Below are 20210 nucleotides of genomic sequence, written 5' to 3'. Positions count from 1 at the left end.
TTTTATTTAATAGCAATTACTGTACATAATTTACAACATCGTCATAATTGTTAATATCAATTTGATTACTATTGATTAAGTCTACAGGTAAAACAACCACTCTAAATATTTGATTTAAAGTATCTGCTGCTGATAAACTATCAAAGTCAAATTCTGCTGGGGCATCTAAAAAGATTCTAACATCACCAAAGCTACTATCATAGTTATATTGAAATTCTCCGTTATCTGTGTAAATTGTCTGAGGTAATAATCGCCAGATATCAGGATTTTCATCCCATAACAAATAAACTAAAATCATGTCAGTTTCAAGAACCTCAACATTGTTTGGTATAATAATAAGTTGTTCATAGTTGTTTTCAACGAAAAAGTCTAATGGATCAGTTTCAAAAGACTGCCCAACAAAATTCACACCGTTTAACCCATTAAGTCCATCTAAACCTGGAGGTCCTTGTGGTCCTTCACAAGAAGTTAGTAAAAGTGTAAATACTGCGATAAAGGAAAATATACGTTTCATAATTAATAGTTTTTCTTTTTAATATCAAAACACGTACCAAAAACGAATGTTTAAAGACAAATTTAGATATTCAATGTGACATCATGTCATAATTATTGTCATGGCATAATCATTGTCATAAGCTAGATGAGTTTAAAAATTAACACACAATACATTTCCGGTTCGCCGGAAAATAATTAACAAATACATATTATGAGTAAGATTATTGGAATTGATTTGGGTACTACAAACTCTTGTGTTTCTGTGATGGAAGGTAATGAGCCAGTAGTTATCCCAAACGCTGAAGGTAAGAGAACAACACCTTCGGTTATCGCTTTCGTTGAAGGTGGTGAAATTAAAGTTGGTGATCCAGCAAAAAGACAGGCAGTAACTAACCCTACAAAAACGGTTTATTCCATTAAACGTTTTATGGGTAATAAATATTCAGAATCTAAGAACGAAGCAGAACGTGTACCTTATACCGTTGTAAAAGGTGATAATGATACACCACGTGTTGATATAGATGGTCGTTTATATACACCACAAGAATTATCAGCAATGATTCTTCAAAAAATGAAGAAAACAGCTGAAGATTACTTAGGACAGGACGTTTCTGAAGCTGTAATTACGGTACCAGCATATTTTAATGATGCACAAAGACAAGCAACTAAAGAAGCTGGTGAGATTGCAGGTTTAAAAGTTAGAAGAATTATAAATGAGCCTACAGCTGCAGCATTAGCTTATGGTTTAGATAAAAAATCTACTGACCAAAAAATCGTAGTATTCGATTTTGGTGGTGGAACACACGACGTTTCTATCTTAGAATTAGGTGATGGCGTTTTTGAAGTATTATCTACAGATGGTGATACGCATTTAGGTGGTGATGATGTAGATGAAAGAATTATAGATTGGTTAGCTGAAGAGTTTATCGCAGATGAAAGTATGGACTTACGCAAAGACCCAATGGCTTTACAACGTCTTAAAGAAGCTGCTGAGAAAGCTAAGATTGAGTTATCGTCTTCTGCACAAACAGAAATTAACTTACCATACGTAACTGCTACAGCGAGTGGACCAAAACACTTAGTACGTACATTAACACGTTCTAAATTTGAACAATTAATTGATGATTTAATTAAAAGAACAATTGAGCCATGTGAGTCTGCATTAAAAGCTGCAGGTTTATCTAAGAGTGATATTGACGAAATTATTTTAGTTGGTGGTTCTACACGTATCCCAGCTGTGCAAGAAGCAGTTCAGAATTTCTTCGGTAAAGCACCAAGTAAAGGTGTTAATCCAGATGAGGTTGTATCTCTTGGTGCTGGTATTCAAGGTGGAGTTTTAACTGGTGATGTAAAAGACGTTCTTTTATTAGACGTAACGCCATTATCTCTTGGTATCGAAACTATGGGTAACGTTATGACAAAGCTTATTGATGCTAATACTACGATTCCTACAAAGAAATCTCAAGTATTCTCAACAGCAGCAGACAATCAGCCATCGGTAGAGATTCACGTATTACAAGGTGAGCGTCCAATGGCAGCAGATAACAAGACGATTGGTCGTTTCCATTTAGATGGTATTCCACCAGCAAGACGTGGTACACCACAGATTGAAGTAACTTTTGATATTGATGCCAATGGTATTATCAAGGTGTCAGCTGAAGATAAAGCTACTGGTAAAAAACAAGATATTAGAATTGAAGCGTCTTCAGGATTAACGGAAGATGAAATCCAAAAGATGAAGGCAGAAGCAGAAGCAAATGCAGAGGCAGATGCTAAAGCAAAAGAAACTGCAGATAAGTTAAATCAGGCTGATGGCATGATTTTCCAAACAGAAAAGCAACTTGAAGAGTTTGGTGATAAATTATCAGCAGATAAGAAGCAACCTATCGAAGATGCCCTAGCTGAATTAAAGAAGGCTTATGAGACAAAGGATATCGCAGTAATAGATCCAGCTTTAGAGAAAATCAATGAAGCTTGGAAAGTAGCTAGTGAAGAAATGTACAAAGCACAAGCTGAAGCTCAGCAAGGTGGTGCTGCAGGTCCAGATGCTGGAGCTCAGGGTCAATCAGCTGACGAAGGAAGCGATGTTGAAGACGTAGACTTCGAAGAAGTTAAGTAATGTCATTCCAGCTAAATCAGGAATCTTACAATAGTAAAACGCAATCTCAAATGAGGTTGCGTTTTTTATTGCACTTATTTTGTTAGCTTTGGATAAACTAACAAATTAATCTTCCAAAACATGAAAAAACTGTTTATTCTCTTCTTATTGTCCTTTAGCTTATTGGCGTGTTCTTCAGATGATAATGATTCAAACAACACTTCAGGTAATATTTTAGGAACATGGAATGGAGTTTCTGTGGATTTAACTGGATCTACTAATGTTGATTTTCAGGGTCAAAATTTTGATGTAAATTTTGTAGGCGAAAGTTATGATGAAGATTTTTCAATTTTAGTGACTGAAGATCCGAATGTTATTACGAGCACTGGTACTTATAGTCTTGAGTTGACAGCAACAATTTTAGGTTTACCAATGTCTGAAAATGTTGAAGATTTATTCTTATTAGAAGATTCAGAATGGTCAAGAAACGTTAATGAACTCACATTAACAGCACAAGGTCAATCTCAGACTGCAACAATTGTAGAACTTACAGATAATTCAATGATTATAAGTCTAGAGGTAGTACAAGAGATTATGGGTAATATGGTAACTGCTGATGCTATTGCAGTTTTTGAGAGGTAACTTGAAAATTATTGAAATAAATAAATTTAAAGAATCATAGTAATGTAAAAGTAACGTGCAAAAATTATGAACGTATTTTATTTCCTGTAATTATTGATTACTTTACGACGTTTCCCTGATGATAGTGGAGGTATCTCATTCACATAAGTAATTTTAACATTAGCATCATCGCCAAAATCTGATTTAATATTTGTAATTAATTCATCTTCATAGTCAAAAACAGTTCCTTGTAAATTAAGTTTAACCTCATATTCTTTTTTACCATGTTGAATGAATTGATATTGTTTCAGTAAATGATAATATTTGAATACTTTAGTATATACCACATATGATGAAATTACCTCGCCTTTAGAATCATAAATTATGTCCATTTTACGCCCTTCAATTCTTTCGAATTCCATTATGCCTTCACTATTAAAGCAACATTTAGCAATGTCTCCTGTATCATATCGAATAATTGGCATAGCATAATTGAAAAGATCTGTAACCACGATTCGTCCTAATTCTCCTGTTTTTACAGGTTCATCGACATCGAATTTTAAAACTTCAACATAATAGCTTGCATGATTAATAATGAAATTATCTGGTGACTCTAAGGTTTGTTGGGCAATTATACCAACTTCTTCACTTGAATATCTTGATAGGACTGGAGTGCTAAGATGTTTGCTTAAGGTTTTTTTAGTGTAATCATTTAAATATTCAGAAAAAGCAACTGCAGAATTAAGATTGAGATTTGAATATATAAGATTATTTTTTTCTAAATATTGAGCAATTGTTTCATAAGACGAGGCAAAACCAATCATGGTTTGGTTTTTCTGATGGTCTGATTTTAATTCATCTAGTAAATTTACGATTTTCTCGTTCGATAATCGTGACATATCAAGTTGATATATATTTTGAACCCAAGATTTAAGTTTAGATTTTCTGTTGTGAGAACCTAAAACTTTGAGCTCATAAAGTTTATTTCCTACGTCGTAACCCAAGATTTTATAAAAATAAATTGTGTCTGCATGATTGCGTCGTCTCTTTTCTTTGTTCAGATATAAAAAGAACGGTACCCCAGTAGAGCCACTAGTTGAGACTTTGAAATTTTTCTGATTTATATGTGTTTTTGATTTGAACTCTTCAAAATTATTCTGAATAATTGTTTTTTTTACAACAGGAAAATCTTGAATACCACAACCGTGCGAAATGTCCTTGTAGAATGGAGTAGTTGTGATGGCATGATTTAACAAAGTTTTTAAATGGTCGGATTTTATTTTTTGGACTTCTTTAGAATTAGGATTTTTTAAGCATAACTCAATTTCTTTAAAATGAGATCTTACCTTTCCTCCTTTAATAAAATCTACAAACCAAAATGATCTATTTCTTAATGAGTTTATTAGCATTATGATGATTTAAATCTTTTAAAAATGTGTCAAGAGATCTGTTTTTAATCGTATTAATAGGTACTCCAAAAGCCAATTTCTTACTTTTAATCGATTTTAAAACTAAAGAAGCTCCACCGATAATGGTATGGTCTCCAATTATAAGGCCTTGACTTACTGAGGCACTTAAGCAAATAGAAGAGCAAAATCCAATTTTTACATTACCCGCAACCGTTGCACCAGATGATAGACTAGAGAAATCTGACATAATTGAGTCATGTCCTAGGGAAGCTTTTGTGTTTAGAACGCAAAATTTACCAATTTTTGCATCTGCATTAATAATAGCCCCTGCCATTACAACTGTACCATCCGGAATAAATACATGTTCTGCTAATATTGCACTTGGATGCACAACGGAGATAAACTCAATTTTTGGTGCTACTTTAATTATATTGTAATATGCACGAAGTCTCATCTCATTATCACCTATTCCAATAACAATACCATCGACATCAAATTTTGCAATTAGTTTTGGAAGTGAATCTAAGTCACCAACAATTTTAGTGTTGTAAATTTCGAGATTATTTGGCTTAAAGGAGTCCACAAACCCAACAAGGTTATATTCGTTAGTTTTACTGACTATATCTGCAATCATTTTTCCATGACCAGAAGCACCATAAATTAAAATATTTTTCATTTCGATTGTGGTTAACAATTTTATGGTTTGAGGGCATTAAAATCAAATGTATTAACATTTTTTGTTTACGGGCATTAATAAAGATAAACTGTGTTGTTTTATCTGTAACAAACAAATAAATGATATTTTTACTCTATATTAAAGATTCTAATACATTTTTGGTTATTAAAAATTTAAGCTCATTACCAAAATTAAAACGAAGTAATAAAAACCTTGCTGTAAAACTCAATGCCTCGGGTGAGAAATCAGTTATTAAAGGTCATCCATGGGTGTTTTCAAATAGTATCGTTAAGATAAGTTCGGAGGCGGAAACAGGAGATTTAGCTATTGTTTTTAGTAAGAATAAGAATAAAGTAATCGGTATTGGATTGTATGATGCCAATTCACCAATAAGAATTAAGGTTATTCATAACGGTCAACAAAAGGTAACAGTTAACTCAGATTTTTTTCATCAAAAAATTGAAAAGGCCTATCAGAAGAGGCTTTCGCTTTTAAGAACACAAACAAACAGTTACCGACTTTTGTTTGGTGAAAATGATGGTTTTCCTGGATTAATTGCGGATGTATACGACTCGGTTCTCGTAGTTAAACTATATTCGGAAATTTGGTTGCCATACCTAGAAAGTATTCTAAAAAGTTTGCGAGAAGTTTCAAAAGTTAAAACTATTGTTATTCGGTTGAGCCGAAATCTTCAAAATAGCTCGGATCATAATTTATCCGACGGTTTGGTTGTTTATGGAACTTTAAAAAGTGAAGTAGTTAAATTTATAGAGCATGGGGTTAACTTTTCTGCTAATGTTATAAAAGGACATAAAACAGGATATTTCTTAGATCACAGAGAGAATAGGAGAAGAGTAGGCGAGCTGAGCGAAGGAAAAACAGTTTTAGATGTGTTTTCTTATGCTGGCGGATTTTCAGTTCATGCTCTGGCAAATGGGGCAACGGAAGTCACTAGTTTAGACATTAGTAAGCAAGCTTTGGAAATAGCTAAAGAAAATGGAAAACTAAATCTTTTTAAAGGTATACATAAAACCATTGCAGGTGATGCTTTTGATAAGATGAGATTACTATTCAATCAGAATAAAACCTTTGATGTAGTAGTGATTGATCCACCTAGTTTTGCCAAACAAAAATCAGAAATAGACTTAGCAAAGAAAAAGTATGCACAACTTGCAGAATTAGGTATAAAACTTACTGCTAAAAATGGTATTCTTGTTTTAGCATCATGTTCTTCACGAGTAACAGGTCAATCATTTTTTGATATTAACCACAATGTTCTTAGTTCAATGGAAAGACCCTTTGAAATTATGATGAAAACAGAACATGATGTAGACCACCCAATTGGGTTTCCAGAAGGTGCCTATCTAAAGTGTGGTTATTACAGCTTTTTATAATCTTTGATAGACCAGCTTTTTTTCTTCTTGCTTTTTCTTTTTACGTTTACCTGTAAAAATATTGAAGGTATAGCTAGCTGTTAAACCGCCTAAAACTGTAGATAGTAATTCACTTGTGTCAAATTTACCTTCAATTATATAACCATCATAAACTTCTTTTCCTAAACCTGCAAATGTAGATAGACCCAAACTATACCAAAACGCTTTGCTTTTATTTTGGGTTCTAGAATAGACAAAAGCATATGTGCCAGAAGAAATGGCAACTCCAGTTAAAAAATGAAGGCCGTCATCTTCAGTAATTTCTTGAGAAAAAGATAAATTAATACAAACAAGTAGTAGGATTGTGGTAAAAATTTTCATGGGTTGTTGATTTAGATTGCGAGAAAATAGAGATTTAAAATAAATATTAGTCTTATATTCGATTGAAGTAATATTTATACGATTAAATAGATGTTTAACAAGAAAAGTTTGTTTCTATGGGCTTTTGTTACACTTGTCATGAGTTGTAATCAAAAATCAATTATTAAAAATGGCGACATCATCTTTAGAGGTGCTCACAGTAGTGAATTGTCTGAAGCTATAAATGAAGTTACACAAACCAAACAGTCTACTAACTATACACATATGGGTATTTGTGCCATTGAAGATGACGAAGTGGTTGTATATCATTCTGATTTAGGAAAAGGTGTTGTTAGGGAATCTATAAAAGCGTTTTTGTTAAGCAAGGATGATAATACATACAAAACAGATGTATATAGAATTAGTAATATTACATCTTCTCAAATAGATAAAGCAATTCAACATGCAAAAGACTTATTAGGAAACCCCTATAATACCACATATATTTTTGAAGATGAAGGTTATTATTGTTCAGAATATATTTATGAATTATTTAAAGAAGATTCTATTTTTCAATTAGAGCCAATGACTTTTAAAAATCCAGAAACAAATTCGTTTCATAAAGGTTGGATTTCACATTATGAAGCGTTAGGAATAGAAATCCCAGAAGGTAAATTGGGTTGTAACCCTAATGGAATGGCTAATAGTGATAACTTAGTTTTTATTTCACATTTGCAGTAATAATTAAATGTTTTAGTTTTAAATGTTTTGCATTCAATTTGTTTGTAACTATCAGTTAAGTTTTACTACTAATACAATAAATGAGGTTCAATACCTAAATTAAAGAATTATGATACATAAAGCAACTATAGTACTAGGAACGATGATCGGTGTGGGAATAGGTGTATTACTAGCGCCAGAAAAAGGAAAAGATACTCGCGATAAACTTAAAAAAGAAGGTTTAAAAATAAAGGATCAAATCACAGATGACCTTGCTGAAGTAAAAGAGGATTTGTCAAAAACTGCTCAGTCAGGCAAAGAAAAGTTTAAAGAGGAGTTCAAAGATTTTAGATCTAAGGCTAGTATTAAGACAGAACAAGCCATCACGTTTTTAGAAAAACAACTGGCAATCCTTAAAGAAAAGAACAAAACGTTTCAACAGACAAGTTAGAAATTCTTAAAAATGGTCATTTTAATAAGTGGCCATTCCTCTTTTAATATACCATAGCAACAAGTGCTTCGTCTAAATCCATCTTTCATAAGTACATCCTTTCTTAAGATGCCTTCTAAAGTGGCACCTAATTTTTCAACCGCTTTACGCGATTTTTTATTGCGCTCATCAATCCGAAATTCTACTTTTTCAAACTCTAAGGTTTCAAAGGCATATTTAAGCATTAAAAACTTCATGTTTTTATTCAATCCAGTGCCTTGAAACTCTTGTCCTATCCATGTCCAACCAATGTGTAGTACTTTATTTTTCCAATTAATCGATCCAAATCTTGTACTTCCAGCATAACGTTGAGAGGCTTTATCAAAAACCAAAAATGGTATGATAGTTCTTTCTTCATTGCCCCTAATAGCAATTTCAACATAATCTTTAAGAGCTTCAGGTGTAGAAATATTGCTAGGTGAATAGTAGATTAAGTCCTTTTCGTTTGCAATTGTATTTAGATTGTGATAATTGTCTAAAGTTAGAGGGCTAAGTCTTACACGAGTATTTTCGAGAGTTGGTGTTGTAGGCATTAAACAAGACTATTTATAATATCAATATTGACGATGTGTTTGCCATCAAATGGAATAACCTTAAGAACATCACCAAATAATTCATTGGCACGGTTGGTTTCATAAGCGATTCGTTCTTCGTTTAAGTATTCATCGTCTGTACCATAAACGATAGAAACCTTTCCCTTAAAATGATTAAAATCTTCAGTATTTAATTCCTTTGGTATGCCACCAGAGTGTAAAACAAGTTGGGAACAATTTAATTTTCTATGAGCAATATATCGCATTGCTACGCTGACACCTTGAGAATAACCAAGAATAATAAGATTACAGTGTTCTGGAATGTTTTCAGCTTCAAATATGGCATCAAAATACTTAAGTATGTTTTGCATACCAGTTTCGGTCTCATCCCTAGTTAACCAATTTGCACCAACATGCATCTTAGGTTGAATGTAATATTTGCTTGGTGCTTGAGGTGCTATAATGTAGTTGTCTTGTGCATTAAGTCCTTTAAAATACCTAAGAAAATAACGACTGAGATAACCCATGCCATGACACACAAACCATACGTTTTTTGTGTCTTTTGTAAGTGTATTGAGCGTAGAGTATGAGTTGGAGGTAGTGTAATTGATTTCTTTTTCTTGGGCATTCATTTTTCCTAGGACTTTCAGTATTTTTGTGTTCGACTTTAAAAATACACTTTTATAATGCAATTATCTAAAGAAGAATTATTAGAGAAGGCTAATTCTGTTTCTAAGAACACTTTACTAGAAACACTTAGTATTGAGGTTGTTGATTTTGGTGAAGATTTTCTTATAGCTAGAATGCCTGTGACACCAAAAGTACATCAGCCAGACGGTGTTTTGCATGGTGGCGCAACTGCTGCGTTAGCAGAAAGTGTTGGTAGTTTTGCTTCTCATATTTTTATTGATACAGAAAAGTTTTTTGTGAGAGGTATTGAGATTACAGCGAATCATTTAAAAAGTGTAAAAGATGGATTTGTGTACGCTAAAGCGACTTTTTTACATAAAGGCAGAACAACACAATTGTTAGATATCAAGGTCACTGACGAATCAGATAATTTAATTTCTGTATGTAGATTATCTACTATTTCTTTACCAAAATCAAAGTAATACATGACTATAGATTCTTTTTTTGAGAGTTTATATGAGCAATACCAAAACAAATTGCCATTTGTTGTTTACAGCAGACCAATCAACTCTATTATAAAATGTTGGTTGCAAAAAGATAATGTGCTGAATACGACATCTAATTTTACTGAAAGTGGATTTGTTTTTGCCCCATTCGATTTAAGTCATAAAAGTATTATATTCTCAGTTGACAGTTGTGAACATCATTCAATTGAAATTTCACAATTACCTCAAGACCCATTCTCAAATACAGCACTCAATGATATAAAAAAACAAGAGCATTTAGAACTTGTGACGAGAGGAATAAAGGCCATTACTAATGGTAATCTTAAAAAGGTTGTTTTATCTAGAAAAGTGCAAAAAGATAATGTAAAGGAGCATCCATTAGATATTTTTAAGCGTTTGTTTAATACGTATAAAAATGCAATGGTGTATTGTTGGTATCATCCAAAAGTTGGTCTTTGGTTAGGTGCTACACCAGAACTGTTATTTAAGGTTGAAGGAAGACAACTCACCACAATTTCATTAGCCGGAACACAACCTCAAAATGGTAAAAAAGCAGTATGGTCAGAAAAGGAATATGAAGAACAGCAAATTGTTACAGATTACATTATTGATCAAGTAAAGCCTCATGTTAGTTCTATAAATGTATCTAATACAAACACAGTTAGTGCAGGCAACTTATTTCATCTCAAAACTTATGTTACAAGTTTAGTAAAGAAAGCTAATTTAAAATCAATAGTTGAGGCGTTGCACCCTACACCTGCCGTTTGTGGTTTTCCTAAATCAAAGGCTAAAGAGTTCATACTACATAACGAAAATTACAATAGAGCTTATTATACTGGATTTTTAGGGGAATTAAACTTGAAGCAATCAAAAACTAGAAATCCCAACAGAAGAAACGTTGAAAATAGTGCGTATGGTACTTTAAAGACAGTCTCAAACTTTTATGTCAATTTGCGATGTATGCAGTTGATTGGTACTAAGGCCATTGTTTATGTTGGTGGCGGAATCACAAAAGATTCTGATCCTGAAAGAGAATGGCTTGAAACAGTTAATAAAACAAAAACCATAAACAATATATTGGGTTAAAATTAGGGATATCATTATTTTTGCATTCTGATGAAGCATTCTAGTATTCCCTTATCTCAGACTGTAGTAACCTTATGTAAGACACATAATGTTAAGCATATAATTATTTCACCTGGAAGCAGAAATGCACCACTTACAATTGGCTTCACAAATGATGATTTCTTTAAGTGTTATAGTATTGTAGACGAAAGATGTGCAGCATTTTTTGCTCTTGGGATTGCACAACAAACGCAAGAGCCAACTGCGGTTGTATGTACCTCAGGCAGTGCATTGTTAAATTATTATCCTGCAGTTTCAGAGGCATTCTATAGTAATATTCCGCTTATTGTGCTATCTGCAGATAGGCCTAAACATTTAATTGATATTGGTGATGGACAAACCATAAAACAAAAAGATGTTTATGGAGAACATGTCATTTATAGTGCAAATCTAAAGTTAGATTTAAGAGATGATAAAAAGGTCAATGTAGAAGAGGTGCCTTTAATAAAGAATATTGAAAATAAACTCGAACGTTTTTTAGGGCTTCAAAAAGATATTCAAACATACAATGAATCCGAAATTCACGAGGCTATTACGTTTGCTAGAATGAAATCGGGACCAGTACACGTTAATATTCCTTTTGATGAACCATTATATGAAACTGTTGATTCTTTAAGTATTGCACCAAAACCATTTAATTTAAAAACGATAAAAGAGGTTGTTGATGATTTTGAGATAAAGAGTTTGGTTGATGTTTGGCATAACGCAAAACGTAAGATGATATTAGTAGGGGTTTTACAACCTAACTCTATAGAAATCCAATATTTACAGGAATTGGTTGATGAAGATAGTGTTGTTGTTTTTACCGAGACAACATCCAATTTACACAATAAAGACATTCTACCTGGTATTGATAAGATAATTGCACCACTAGAAGAAGCAGATTTTAAGAGATTACAACCAGATATTTTACTCACTTTTGGGGGCTTAATTGTATCAAAAAAAATTAAAGCATTTTTACGACAATATAAGCCAAATCAACACTGGCATGTAGATTTGTTCAGAGCTAATGATACCTTTTTTAGTCTAACAAAACATATTAAACTAAAACCGAATACCTTCCTGAAGGAATTTTTATCTAAAGTGACGCATCATATAAAAAGTGATTATAAATCTACTTGGCTAGCGGTGCGCGATAAACGAAGAAAATTGCATGAGGAATACCTAAAAACCATTCCGTATTCTGATTTTATCGTATTCAATGAGATACTAAAAGCTTTACCCAAAAATACCCAATTACAAGTAGGAAATAGTTCAGCTATAAGGTATACTCAATTATTTCAATTAAGAAAAGATATTACTGTCTTTTGCAATCGTGGTACAAGTGGTATTGATGGTAGTACGAGCACCGCAATTGGTGCAGCAGTAAGTTCGTGCAAGAAAGTCACCTTTATTACTGGTGATTTAAGTTTCTTTTATGATAGTAATGCTCTTTGGAATAACTATATGCCAAGTAATTTCAGAATTATCATAATTAATAACGAAGGTGGTGGGATATTCAGAATTCTTCCAGGGCACAAGAATACTGAGAATTTTGACACTTATTTTGAAACTAAGCATCAATTGACGGCTGAGCATCTTTGTGCTATGCACAATTTTGAATATCAATCAGTGTCCGATAGGTCTGATTTAAAAAATGCTTTAGAGGTATTTTACCAAGCATCAAATAAACCTAAAATCCTTGAAGTTTTCACACCATCAACAAAAAATGATGAAGTGTTACTAAATTATTTCAATTATATAAAATAAATAAATCAGCTTTCTTGTTTAAAATTTAATAAACTGACTTTAATTCACATGTGTAAGGTTAAAGGTAAAGTTATTATTAAGATGTGACTTCCTTTTTTTTTATGTGTCTAAAAATTGACTACCTTTAAAAAGTAGAAGAAAATATTAACTAAAAAATACTATTCAAATGAGTAAAAGAGATGAATTAATCGCTAAGTACGCCGCAGATTTAAAAGAAAAATGTGGAGTAGATGCTGACATGGATTTATTAACTAAAGTGACAGTTGGTTTAGGACCTTCTATTTATAATGCAGATTCATCTACGGTTTCTGGTTCTGATGATAAAGAATTAGCAACAGTTAAGAACAACTTTTTAATAAAAAAGTTAGGATTATCTGAAGGTGACGATTTAGATGGTGCAATTGATTCTGTAATGGAAACTTATGGAAAATCAAATAGAAATAAATATAGAGCTGTAGTCTACTACATGTTAGTTAAGCATTACGGAAAAGAATCTGTTTACTAAGAAGTAAATTTTTACCTTAGAATAATAAAGCGTTATAATATATAATTATAACGCTTTTGTTTTTTCGCTATCTCACATTAATAAATACCTTTGCAGCATGATACATATTGGAGAATACAATACTTTAGAAATACTTAGAGATACTGAACCAGGCTTGTTTTTGGGTGATGGTGAAGACAATGAAGTGCTTTTACCAAATAGGTATGTACCAGAAGTTTTTGATCTTGGTGAAAAGATTGAAGTATTTATTTATTTAGATAATGAAGAACGTTTGGTTGCAACTACAGACAATCCATTTATAAAAAAAGGTGATTTTGCATTTTTACGATGTAATCAGGTGACCAAGTATGGTGCTTTCTTAGATTGGGGATTAGTAAAGGAATTGTTTTGTCCATTTAAAGAACAGGCTTTTAAAATGAAAGCAGGTGGTTGGTATTTGGTCTATTGCTATTTAGATGATGAAACAGACCGTTTGGTCGCATCAAGTAAAACCAATCGTTTTCTAGATAATAAAGAGTTGACAGTTTCAAAGTTTGAAGAAGTAGACATTATTGTGTCACATCCATCAGAAATAGGTATGAATGTTATTGTAAATAAGAAACATTTGGGCTTGGTTTTTAAAGATGATATTTATAAGGATATAAGTGTTGGTGACCGATTAAAGGGTATCGTTAAGAAAATTCGCCACGATAATAAGATTGATATTTCTCTAAGTCAGATTGGGTATAGAAATATTGAACCAAATGCACAATTCATTCTAAATGAATTAAAGGATAATAGTGGTTTTATTCCACTTCATGATAAGTCAGACCCTGAAATAATTAAAGAGCAAATGCAAATGAGTAAAAAGAGCTTTAAAAAAGCGATAGGCGCTTTGTATAAAGATCGACTTATAACGATAAGTGAAGATGGAATTAGATTAGCTGACTAATTTTATTATATCCTTACTCCTAAGCAATTATCATCAAGTAGTTTTTATCAGAGATTGAATTAAACTCTAATTTTTAAAAAAAATAATAATCAATACTCAGCCATAATTACTAGACTAATTAAATATTCAAAATATTTGAAAATCTGAAAGTTAGGGTATAACTAAAGATTAGTTATTTCCTTAGAAATAGTGCCTTTTAATTGTTACATTTGTGTTCAAATTTTTTAAAAAAAGATGAGCGAAATTAACTGGAAAGTCGCCAAGACTTATGAAGATATCACGTATCATAAATGCAATGGTGTAGCGAGGATAGCGTTTAATAGACCTAATGTAAGAAATGCATTTAGACCACAAACAACTAGTGAGTTATATGAGGCTTTTTATGATGCAAATGAGGACGTAAATATTGGTGTAGTTTTATTATCAGCTGAAGGTCCTTCTACGAAAGATGGCGTTTGGAGTTTTTGTTCTGGTGGTGATCAAAAAGCGAGAGGACATCAAGGATACGTGGGTAAAGATGGATATCACAGGCTTAATATACTAGAAGTACAGCGACTTATTCGTTTTATGCCTAAAGCTGTTATTGCTGTTGTACCAGGTTGGGCAGTAGGTGGGGGACACAGTTTGCATGTGGTTTGTGATTTAACATTAGCAAGTAAAGAACACGCTATTTTTAAACAAACTGATGCAGATGTTACAAGTTTTGATGGCGGATACGGATCAGCGTATTTAGCAAAAATGGTAGGTCAAAAAAAAGCGCGTGAGATCTTCTTTTTAGGAAGGAATTATTCAGCACAAGAAGCATATGAGATGGGTATGGTAAATGCTGTAATTCCTCATGCTGAATTAGAAGATACGGCTTATGAATGGGCTCAAGAAATATTAGCAAAGTCACCTACCTCTATAAAAATGCTGAAGTTCGCCATGAATCTTACCGATGATGGTATGGTAGGCCAACAAGTCTTTGCAGGTGAAGCGACTCGTTTAGCTTATATGACAGATGAAGCAAAAGAAGGTAGAGATGCTTTTCTTGAAAAACGCAAGCCGAATTTTGAAAAAAAATGGATTCCTTGATATTGCAAAGTAACTTCTTTTATGTTTAGAAAATTAAAACCTTGGATTTCTGCATTTCGTTTAAGGACGTTACCATTATCAGTTTCTGGGATTATTTTAGGTACTTCATTTGCTTTTTATAATGGTAAATTTAGCTATTGGGTATTAGGATTAGCTATTTTAACCACAGTGGCACTTCAAATCTTATCGAACCTTGCAAATGATTATGGTGATAGTGCAAACGGTGCTGACAATGACGATAGAGTCGGACCAATGCGAGCCGTACAAAGTGGTGATATTACTCCTGAAGAAATGATGGAAGCCATCAAATTTAATGTGGTATTAGTTATCATGTTTACAGTATGCTTGATTTGGGGAGCTTTTGGACCAACCAACTTTCTTTTTCTATTGTTGTTTTTGTTTTTGGGCGGATTAGCTATGTACGCTGCGCTAAATTACACAATGGGTGAATCGCCATATGGTTATAGAGCACTAGGTGATGTTTTTGTATTTGTATTTTTTGGTTTAGTTAGTACTATTGGAAGTTATGTTTTGTACCGTCATACAGTCGATCATTTAGTAATTCTGCCTGCAATAAGTTTAGGTTTATTAAGTGTTGGTGTACTTAATCTCAATAATATGAGAGATATTAAGTCAGATGAGAACTCTGGTAAAATAACATTGGCTGTTAAATTAGGTTTATCTAAAGCCAAAAAATATCATTTCCTTTTAGTAGGCGGTGCGATGTTAATGGCAGTATTGTTTTGCGTGTTTTATTATGTCTCGTACTTTAATTTACTCTTTTTAATCGCGTTTTTACCATTTACTATACATTTACTAAAGATTAAGGCTGCCAAACAACCAAGTGATTTTGATAGTCAATTAAAAGTTTTGGCCTTATCAACGTTCTTGTTTTCTATTTTATTGGGTATAGGATATATACTTTAATAAAAGTAAATTACTCTAAGTATTTTACTTTATATTTAACTATCTAAATTTTCAAAATAATCAGTCGACATGAAGCATCTTTTAACTCTAGTATTGTTCGCAATTACTTTAATCAGTTATGGACAAAGAACAACACTTAAAGTAAGTGAAAGTGCCGAGTTTAAGGATAAAGTTAAAGCAAGAGATGTACTGACAATTCATACAACAGATAATGGTTCTACGGGTATTGTAAGAGAGAGCAAAAGAGATATACTTTTTGATGTGTTTGATGCTGATTTAAACAAAAAGCATAGTGTTGTTGTTGAAAGTAATAAAAAAGAAAAGTATGTTGGTGAGGTCGTGTATGATGATAAAATTAAGGTGTTTACAGTTTTTTCTCCAAAAGCAAAAGAGCGTGAAGTTTATTGTCATATTTTCGATATTTCAAGTGGTAGTCACAGTAAAAAATTGCTTTTTAAGGCTACTGTAGCAAAAAAGCGATACTTATTTGGAAATAGAAATGATAGGCAAACAAGTTTTGCCATTTCACCAAATGGTCAGTATTTGGCTATCGCAACTGATAATATTTACAAAGATGTAAATGATTATGCAGTTAGAGTTTTTGATGCAACTTCGCTACAATTACTTTTTACCAAGAGCTATCAAAAACATAAAGAGAAACATTTTAAGCACAATGATATTTCTGTTAATGATAATGGCGAGGTGTTTGTTGTTGGTAAGTTGTATAAGGAGGGCAAGAAAGAAAAGAAAAAAGGTGAAGCAAATTATGATTTCGTTTTAAATAAGATTACAGATGGCAATACCCAAGATCTTATCATAGGATTAGATGAAGAACATATAAGAAGTTTAAATATTTCAATAATTGAAGATGAGTTACACCTCATTGGTTTTTATTCAGAAAAAAGAAGTGGTAATATTAAAGGTGGTTGTAACTTTATAATAGATTCAGAGAATTTTTCTATATCTAGAAAGAACAATTATGAATTACCTTTAAACGTGTATGAGGATTTATTTGGTGACAAAAGAGGCTCAAAGAAAAAGGGTAAAGGTAAAGAGTTAACCAGTTTTTATATTGATTATATCCTTGAAGATACGCAAGGAAATACTTATTTGTTAGCAGAAGAATTTTACATTACAGAAGTATATGTTAATAATGGAATGAATGGTGGTTATTGGCAAACTGTATATCACTATGATGATATCTTAATATTAAAATTTAATAGTTCTGGTCAATTAGATTGGGGTAGAAGTATATTTAAAAGAGCAACTGCACCATCTTATAATGCTTTTGTTAAAGATGACGAGCTTCATGTGTTATTGAATTCAGGAAAGAATTTGTTAGAAAAGAAAGACGGAAGAACTAAGGTGTCTAAAGGTTGGTTTGAGTCAACCTCACTGTATGATATTGTGTATGATAAATTTGGTGAGGTTACTTACAGAAAGATTCAAGATAATAAAGGTAAAACATTTTACTTACCATATTTTGGTACTTTCGAAGAAGGAAAATTCATAATGATGAGTTCAGGTAGAAAGAAAAGACAGTTTATGATTTTACAATAAATAGTTTAAGTTATGAAAATTACATTTTACGGTCATGCTTGTTTAGGCATCCAAATTAATGACATTCATGTACTGGTAGATCCATTTATTACTGGTAATGAGAAGGCTTCTCACATAGATATAGATACAATACAAGCAGATTATATTCTTATTACTCATGCCCACCAAGATCATATTTTAGATGTTGAAGCGATAGCAAAACGTACAGATGCAATTATCGTTTCTAATTATGAAATCGTAACGCATTATCAAAACTTAGGGTTTAACGGACATCCAATGAATCATGGTGGTTCATGGGAATTTGAATTTGGTAAGCTTAAATATGTAAACGCCATTCATACATCATCTTTTCCTGATGGAAGTTATGGTGGACAACCAGGAGGTTTTGTAATAAAAACCTATGGCGAAAAGAGTAAGTCTAAATCTATTTATATCGCTGGTGATACAGCTTTGACGTATGATATGAAACTTGTAGGGCGACAGTTTGATTTAGACATTGCAGTGCTTCCAATTGGTGGGAATTTTACAATGGATGTGGACGATGCAATAACAGCCAGTAAGTTTTTAGATGTACACAGAGTACTTGGCTATCATTATGATACTTTTGGATATATAGAAATTGATAAAGTAAGAGCAAAAGCCAAATTTGACTCGAAGTTGAGAACATTAAAACTTCTTGATATCGGCGCTTCTATGGAAATATAAACAGAACTATCTCACCTTACTTTTTAAAGTAATTCTATGAAGTAGTTTAGGTGAAATACGTTTTACTAGGACACCAATTTTTTCAAACTTACCAATATAAGCTTCAAATTTTTCTTTACGGATGGCTTTTATCATGCGTTGGGCAAACACATCGGCATCTAATCCGTTGTTTGTTGCTTCATCTTGTGTGTTAAGAGCAGTACCATTCCCAGTTAAAGCATTTCGAGCAACATTAGTATTTACAAATCCCGGGCAAATCATGGTAACATTAATATTGTCTTTTTGGTGCTCTAAACGTAAAGCATCAAAGAAACCATTCAATGCATGTTTAGCGCCACAGTAAGCAGACCTGTACTGCGAGCTAAATTTTCCCATGAGGCTTGTTACTGTCACAAAATGTCCAGACTTTTGAGCAACAAAATGTGGTAAAACCGCTTTAGATAACGCTACTGTACCTAAATAATCGACTTCCATTAGTTTTTTATCTACTTCTATACTCGTATCTATGATAAGTGAGCGTTGACTAATACCTCCATTATTAATGAGAATATCTATGGTGCCGAAAACAGAAATGGCCTTTTCAACAACAGATTGCATTATATTGTAATGTGCCAAATCAAATGGAATAATAGCTACAGCTTCAGGATTTGAACATAATTGCTTTACCTCTTCAAGTTTAGCTTCTCTTCTTGCTGATAAAATGACTTTACAATTATATTTTGAAAACGCTATGGCGAGTGCTTTGCCTATTCCACTAGAGGCACCAGTAATCCAAATAACCTTATTATCAAAATACATATTAGTTAGAGTTTTCTTGTAACCATTCTTCTCTTAGGTCATCACTCATTTTTCCTGTGCCATCATGTTTCCAGCCTGGTGGTTTTATGAGGTATAATAGTCTGTTTTTTATAGACTTCTTTCCAGAAAAAGCATCTTTAAGCATGTAAACCCATTCAATAAATGCAATTTTGATTGGGTTGTAGGTGTTAATATTTTTCACCAATCCGTAAACCACTTTTTCATTTTCAAGTTCTGGTTGAAATGTTCCAAACATTCTGTCCCATATAATTAGAATTCCCGCGTGATTTCTATCAAGATATAAAGGATTACTGCCATGATGCACTCTATGATGCGAAGGAGTATTAAATGTAGCTTCGAACCATTTTGGAAGTTTGTTTATAGTTTCGGTGTGTATCCAGTATTGATATAATAAACTTACGGACATCTGAAGCATAATCATTGCAGGATGAAATCCTACCAAAGGTAACCAAAGCCAAAACACAAAGCTGAAAAAGCTGCCAGACCAAGTTTGTCTTAGAGCAGTGCTCAAATTGTAATGTTGAGATGAATGATGCACGACGTGCGAAGCCCAAAAGAAGCGACATTCATGCGAAACTCTATGAAACCAATAATACGATAAATCATCAGCGAAAAAGAGTAAGGTAAAAGACCACCAAGCCACTGGAATTTCAAAGAATTTGAAATTATCATATATCCAAAAGAAAGCTAAAAGTATAATTGCTTTGCTCGCAAAACCAATAATAACGTTACCCAAACCCATAGCTATAGATGAAAAAGCATCTTTAGTGTCGTAGCCCTTTACATGTCTAAGTTGCTCTCTTGTAGTTAGAAAGAGTTCAATAAGCATCGTTAAAATAAAAACGGGTATGGTGTATAGTATAATATTTGGAAATTCGGGATCTTGCATCAGTCTTCGATTTGC

Annotated in this window: 22 protein-coding genes; 14 read left to right on the top strand and 8 right to left on the bottom strand. The window is 32.6% G+C overall.

Annotated elements, in window-relative coordinates:
- Positions 1–16: 16 nt before the first annotated feature.
- Positions 17–514 (bottom strand): dihydrolipoamide dehydrogenase, encoded by a 498-nt coding sequence (locus HRU50_RS04205; protein ID WP_296348485.1) that lies wholly within the window; start codon positions 512–514, stop codon positions 17–19.
- Positions 515–706: 192 nt separating this feature from the next.
- Between HRU50_RS04205 and dnaK the strand changes: the two genes are divergently transcribed.
- Both dnaK and HRU50_RS04195 read left to right on the top strand, forming a co-directional pair.
- Positions 707–2614: a molecular chaperone DnaK gene (gene dnaK, locus HRU50_RS04200; RefSeq protein ID WP_296348483.1), complete on the top strand. Its 1908-nt coding sequence runs from the start codon at positions 707–709 to the stop codon at positions 2612–2614.
- Between the two features lie 120 nt (positions 2615–2734).
- Positions 2735–3235 carry a hypothetical protein gene (locus HRU50_RS04195; protein WP_296348481.1) on the top strand — a complete coding sequence of 167 codons (501 nt, stop codon included), beginning with the start codon at positions 2735–2737 and terminating at the stop codon, positions 3233–3235.
- A 77-nt stretch (positions 3236–3312) separates the two neighbouring features.
- Here HRU50_RS04195 and HRU50_RS04190 read toward each other — a convergent pair whose 3' ends face one another.
- Both HRU50_RS04190 and HRU50_RS04185 read right to left on the bottom strand, forming a co-directional pair.
- A complete protein-coding gene (locus HRU50_RS04190; RefSeq protein WP_296348480.1) occupies positions 3313–4623 on the bottom strand; it encodes a CoF synthetase in 1311 nt (436 codons plus the stop codon).
- Positions 4598–5299, bottom strand: a complete 702-nt coding sequence (locus tag HRU50_RS04185; protein ID WP_296348477.1) for a NeuD/PglB/VioB family sugar acetyltransferase — start codon at positions 5297–5299, stop codon at positions 4598–4600. Before HRU50_RS04185 ends, HRU50_RS04190 begins: the two co-directional genes overlap by 26 nt.
- A gap of 119 nt (positions 5300–5418) precedes the next feature.
- Here HRU50_RS04185 and HRU50_RS04180 point away from each other — a divergent pair, with 119 nt between their 5' ends.
- On the top strand, positions 5419–6693 hold the full coding sequence (locus tag HRU50_RS04180) for a class I SAM-dependent rRNA methyltransferase (protein ID WP_296348474.1): 1275 nt from the start codon (positions 5419–5421) through the stop codon (positions 6691–6693).
- Here HRU50_RS04180 and HRU50_RS04175 read toward each other — a convergent pair.
- Positions 6688–7053 carry a hypothetical protein gene (locus tag HRU50_RS04175; protein ID WP_296348472.1) on the bottom strand — a complete coding sequence of 122 codons (366 nt, stop codon included), beginning with the start codon at positions 7051–7053 and terminating at the stop codon, positions 6688–6690. The genes HRU50_RS04180 and HRU50_RS04175 overlap by 6 nt on opposite strands.
- 90 nt (positions 7054–7143) lie before the next feature.
- Between HRU50_RS04175 and HRU50_RS04170 the strand changes: the two genes are divergently transcribed.
- Both HRU50_RS04170 and HRU50_RS04165 read left to right on the top strand, forming a co-directional pair.
- Positions 7144–7773: a YiiX/YebB-like N1pC/P60 family cysteine hydrolase gene (locus tag HRU50_RS04170; protein ID WP_296348470.1), complete on the top strand. Its 630-nt coding sequence runs from the start codon at positions 7144–7146 to the stop codon at positions 7771–7773.
- A 109-nt stretch (positions 7774–7882) separates the two neighbouring features.
- On the top strand, positions 7883–8203 hold the full coding sequence (locus HRU50_RS04165) for a YtxH domain-containing protein (protein ID WP_296348468.1): 321 nt from the start codon (positions 7883–7885) through the stop codon (positions 8201–8203).
- On the opposite strand, the gene HRU50_RS04160 is transcribed toward HRU50_RS04165, so the two are convergent.
- On the bottom strand, positions 8200–8775 hold the full coding sequence (locus tag HRU50_RS04160; RefSeq protein ID WP_296348466.1) for a GNAT family protein: 576 nt from the start codon (positions 8773–8775) through the stop codon (positions 8200–8202). The genes HRU50_RS04165 and HRU50_RS04160 overlap by 4 nt on opposite strands.
- Positions 8775–9407, bottom strand: coding sequence for an esterase (locus HRU50_RS04155; RefSeq protein ID WP_296348463.1), 633 nt, complete (start codon positions 9405–9407; stop codon positions 8775–8777). Before HRU50_RS04155 ends, HRU50_RS04160 begins: the two co-directional genes overlap by 1 nt.
- A 54-nt stretch (positions 9408–9461) precedes the next feature.
- Here HRU50_RS04155 and HRU50_RS04150 point away from each other — a divergent pair, with 54 nt between their 5' ends.
- The 9 genes from HRU50_RS04150 (at position 9462) to HRU50_RS04110 (ending at position 18487) form a co-directional block, all read left to right on the top strand.
- Positions 9462–9887: a PaaI family thioesterase gene (locus tag HRU50_RS04150; RefSeq protein WP_296348461.1), complete on the top strand. Its 426-nt coding sequence runs from the start codon at positions 9462–9464 to the stop codon at positions 9885–9887.
- Positions 9888–9890: 3 nt separating this feature from the next.
- Complete coding sequence (locus HRU50_RS04145) at positions 9891–10997, top strand: chorismate-binding protein (protein WP_296348459.1); 1107 nt, start codon at positions 9891–9893, stop codon at positions 10995–10997.
- A gap of 30 nt (positions 10998–11027) precedes the next feature.
- Positions 11028–12785 carry a 2-succinyl-5-enolpyruvyl-6-hydroxy-3-cyclohexene-1-carboxylic-acid synthase gene (menD, locus tag HRU50_RS04140; RefSeq protein WP_296348457.1) on the top strand — a complete coding sequence of 586 codons (1758 nt, stop codon included), beginning with the start codon at positions 11028–11030 and terminating at the stop codon, positions 12783–12785.
- A gap of 166 nt (positions 12786–12951) precedes the next feature.
- Positions 12952–13290: a DUF2853 family protein gene (locus HRU50_RS04135; RefSeq protein ID WP_296348456.1), complete on the top strand. Its 339-nt coding sequence runs from the start codon at positions 12952–12954 to the stop codon at positions 13288–13290.
- A 97-nt stretch (positions 13291–13387) separates the two neighbouring features.
- Complete coding sequence (locus HRU50_RS04130) at positions 13388–14221, top strand: S1-like domain-containing RNA-binding protein (RefSeq protein WP_296348454.1); 834 nt, start codon at positions 13388–13390, stop codon at positions 14219–14221.
- Between the two features lie 234 nt (positions 14222–14455).
- Positions 14456–15295 carry a 1,4-dihydroxy-2-naphthoyl-CoA synthase gene (locus HRU50_RS04125; RefSeq protein WP_296348452.1) on the top strand — a complete coding sequence of 280 codons (840 nt, stop codon included), beginning with the start codon at positions 14456–14458 and terminating at the stop codon, positions 15293–15295.
- Between the two features lie 21 nt (positions 15296–15316).
- A complete protein-coding gene (menA, locus tag HRU50_RS04120) occupies positions 15317–16222 on the top strand; it encodes a 1,4-dihydroxy-2-naphthoate octaprenyltransferase (RefSeq protein ID WP_296348450.1) in 906 nt (301 codons plus the stop codon).
- 69 nt (positions 16223–16291) lie between these two features.
- Positions 16292–17782 carry a hypothetical protein gene (locus tag HRU50_RS04115; protein ID WP_296348448.1) on the top strand — a complete coding sequence of 497 codons (1491 nt, stop codon included), beginning with the start codon at positions 16292–16294 and terminating at the stop codon, positions 17780–17782.
- Positions 17783–17794: 12 nt separating this feature from the next.
- Positions 17795–18487, top strand: coding sequence for a metal-dependent hydrolase (locus HRU50_RS04110; protein ID WP_296348446.1), 693 nt, complete (start codon positions 17795–17797; stop codon positions 18485–18487).
- A 6-nt stretch (positions 18488–18493) separates the two neighbouring features.
- Here the strand turns inward: HRU50_RS04110 and HRU50_RS04105 are convergent, their stop codons facing one another.
- On the bottom strand, positions 18494–19285 hold the full coding sequence (locus tag HRU50_RS04105) for an SDR family oxidoreductase (protein ID WP_296348444.1): 792 nt from the start codon (positions 19283–19285) through the stop codon (positions 18494–18496).
- Position 19286: 1 nt separating this feature from the next.
- A complete protein-coding gene (locus HRU50_RS04100) occupies positions 19287–20195 on the bottom strand; it encodes a sterol desaturase family protein (protein WP_296348442.1) in 909 nt (302 codons plus the stop codon).
- Positions 20196–20210 lie beyond the last annotated feature (15 nt).

The sequence above is a fragment of the Winogradskyella sp. genome (assembly GCF_013213835.1).
Lineage (GTDB): Bacteria > Bacteroidota > Bacteroidia > Flavobacteriales > Flavobacteriaceae > Winogradskyella.
Note: the sequence above shows the minus strand (reverse complement) of the source record. Positions and strands in the feature narration are given on the sequence as shown.

Excerpts from the sequence above, each read along its gene's own strand:
- HRU50_RS04205 (WP_296348485.1), bottom strand. The coding sequence starts at position 514 with ATGAAACGTATATTTTCCTTTATCGCAGTATTTACACTTTTACTAACT.
- dnaK (WP_296348483.1), top strand. The coding sequence starts at position 707 with ATGAGTAAGATTATTGGAATTGATTTGGGTACTACAAACTCTTGTGTT.
- HRU50_RS04195 (WP_296348481.1), top strand. The coding sequence starts at position 2,735 with ATGAAAAAACTGTTTATTCTCTTCTTATTGTCCTTTAGCTTATTGGCG.
- HRU50_RS04190 (WP_296348480.1), bottom strand. The coding sequence starts at position 4,623 with ATGCTAATAAACTCATTAAGAAATAGATCATTTTGGTTTGTAGATTTT.
- HRU50_RS04185 (WP_296348477.1), bottom strand. The coding sequence starts at position 5,299 with ATGAAAAATATTTTAATTTATGGTGCTTCTGGTCATGGAAAAATGATT.
- HRU50_RS04180 (WP_296348474.1), top strand. The coding sequence starts at position 5,419 with ATGATATTTTTACTCTATATTAAAGATTCTAATACATTTTTGGTTATT.
- HRU50_RS04175 (WP_296348472.1), bottom strand. The coding sequence starts at position 7,053 with ATGAAAATTTTTACCACAATCCTACTACTTGTTTGTATTAATTTATCT.
- HRU50_RS04170 (WP_296348470.1), top strand. The coding sequence starts at position 7,144 with ATGTTTAACAAGAAAAGTTTGTTTCTATGGGCTTTTGTTACACTTGTC.
- HRU50_RS04165 (WP_296348468.1), top strand. The coding sequence starts at position 7,883 with ATGATACATAAAGCAACTATAGTACTAGGAACGATGATCGGTGTGGGA.
- HRU50_RS04160 (WP_296348466.1), bottom strand. The coding sequence starts at position 8,775 with ATGCCTACAACACCAACTCTCGAAAATACTCGTGTAAGACTTAGCCCT.
- HRU50_RS04155 (WP_296348463.1), bottom strand. The coding sequence starts at position 9,407 with ATGAATGCCCAAGAAAAAGAAATCAATTACACTACCTCCAACTCATAC.
- HRU50_RS04150 (WP_296348461.1), top strand. The coding sequence starts at position 9,462 with ATGCAATTATCTAAAGAAGAATTATTAGAGAAGGCTAATTCTGTTTCT.
- HRU50_RS04145 (WP_296348459.1), top strand. The coding sequence starts at position 9,891 with ATGACTATAGATTCTTTTTTTGAGAGTTTATATGAGCAATACCAAAAC.
- menD (WP_296348457.1), top strand. The coding sequence starts at position 11,028 with ATGAAGCATTCTAGTATTCCCTTATCTCAGACTGTAGTAACCTTATGT.
- HRU50_RS04135 (WP_296348456.1), top strand. The coding sequence starts at position 12,952 with ATGAGTAAAAGAGATGAATTAATCGCTAAGTACGCCGCAGATTTAAAA.
- HRU50_RS04130 (WP_296348454.1), top strand. The coding sequence starts at position 13,388 with ATGATACATATTGGAGAATACAATACTTTAGAAATACTTAGAGATACT.
- HRU50_RS04125 (WP_296348452.1), top strand. The coding sequence starts at position 14,456 with ATGAGCGAAATTAACTGGAAAGTCGCCAAGACTTATGAAGATATCACG.
- menA (WP_296348450.1), top strand. The coding sequence starts at position 15,317 with ATGTTTAGAAAATTAAAACCTTGGATTTCTGCATTTCGTTTAAGGACG.
- HRU50_RS04115 (WP_296348448.1), top strand. The coding sequence starts at position 16,292 with ATGAAGCATCTTTTAACTCTAGTATTGTTCGCAATTACTTTAATCAGT.
- HRU50_RS04110 (WP_296348446.1), top strand. The coding sequence starts at position 17,795 with ATGAAAATTACATTTTACGGTCATGCTTGTTTAGGCATCCAAATTAAT.
- HRU50_RS04105 (WP_296348444.1), bottom strand. The coding sequence starts at position 19,285 with ATGTATTTTGATAATAAGGTTATTTGGATTACTGGTGCCTCTAGTGGA.
- HRU50_RS04100 (WP_296348442.1), bottom strand. The coding sequence starts at position 20,195 with ATGCAAGATCCCGAATTTCCAAATATTATACTATACACCATACCCGTT.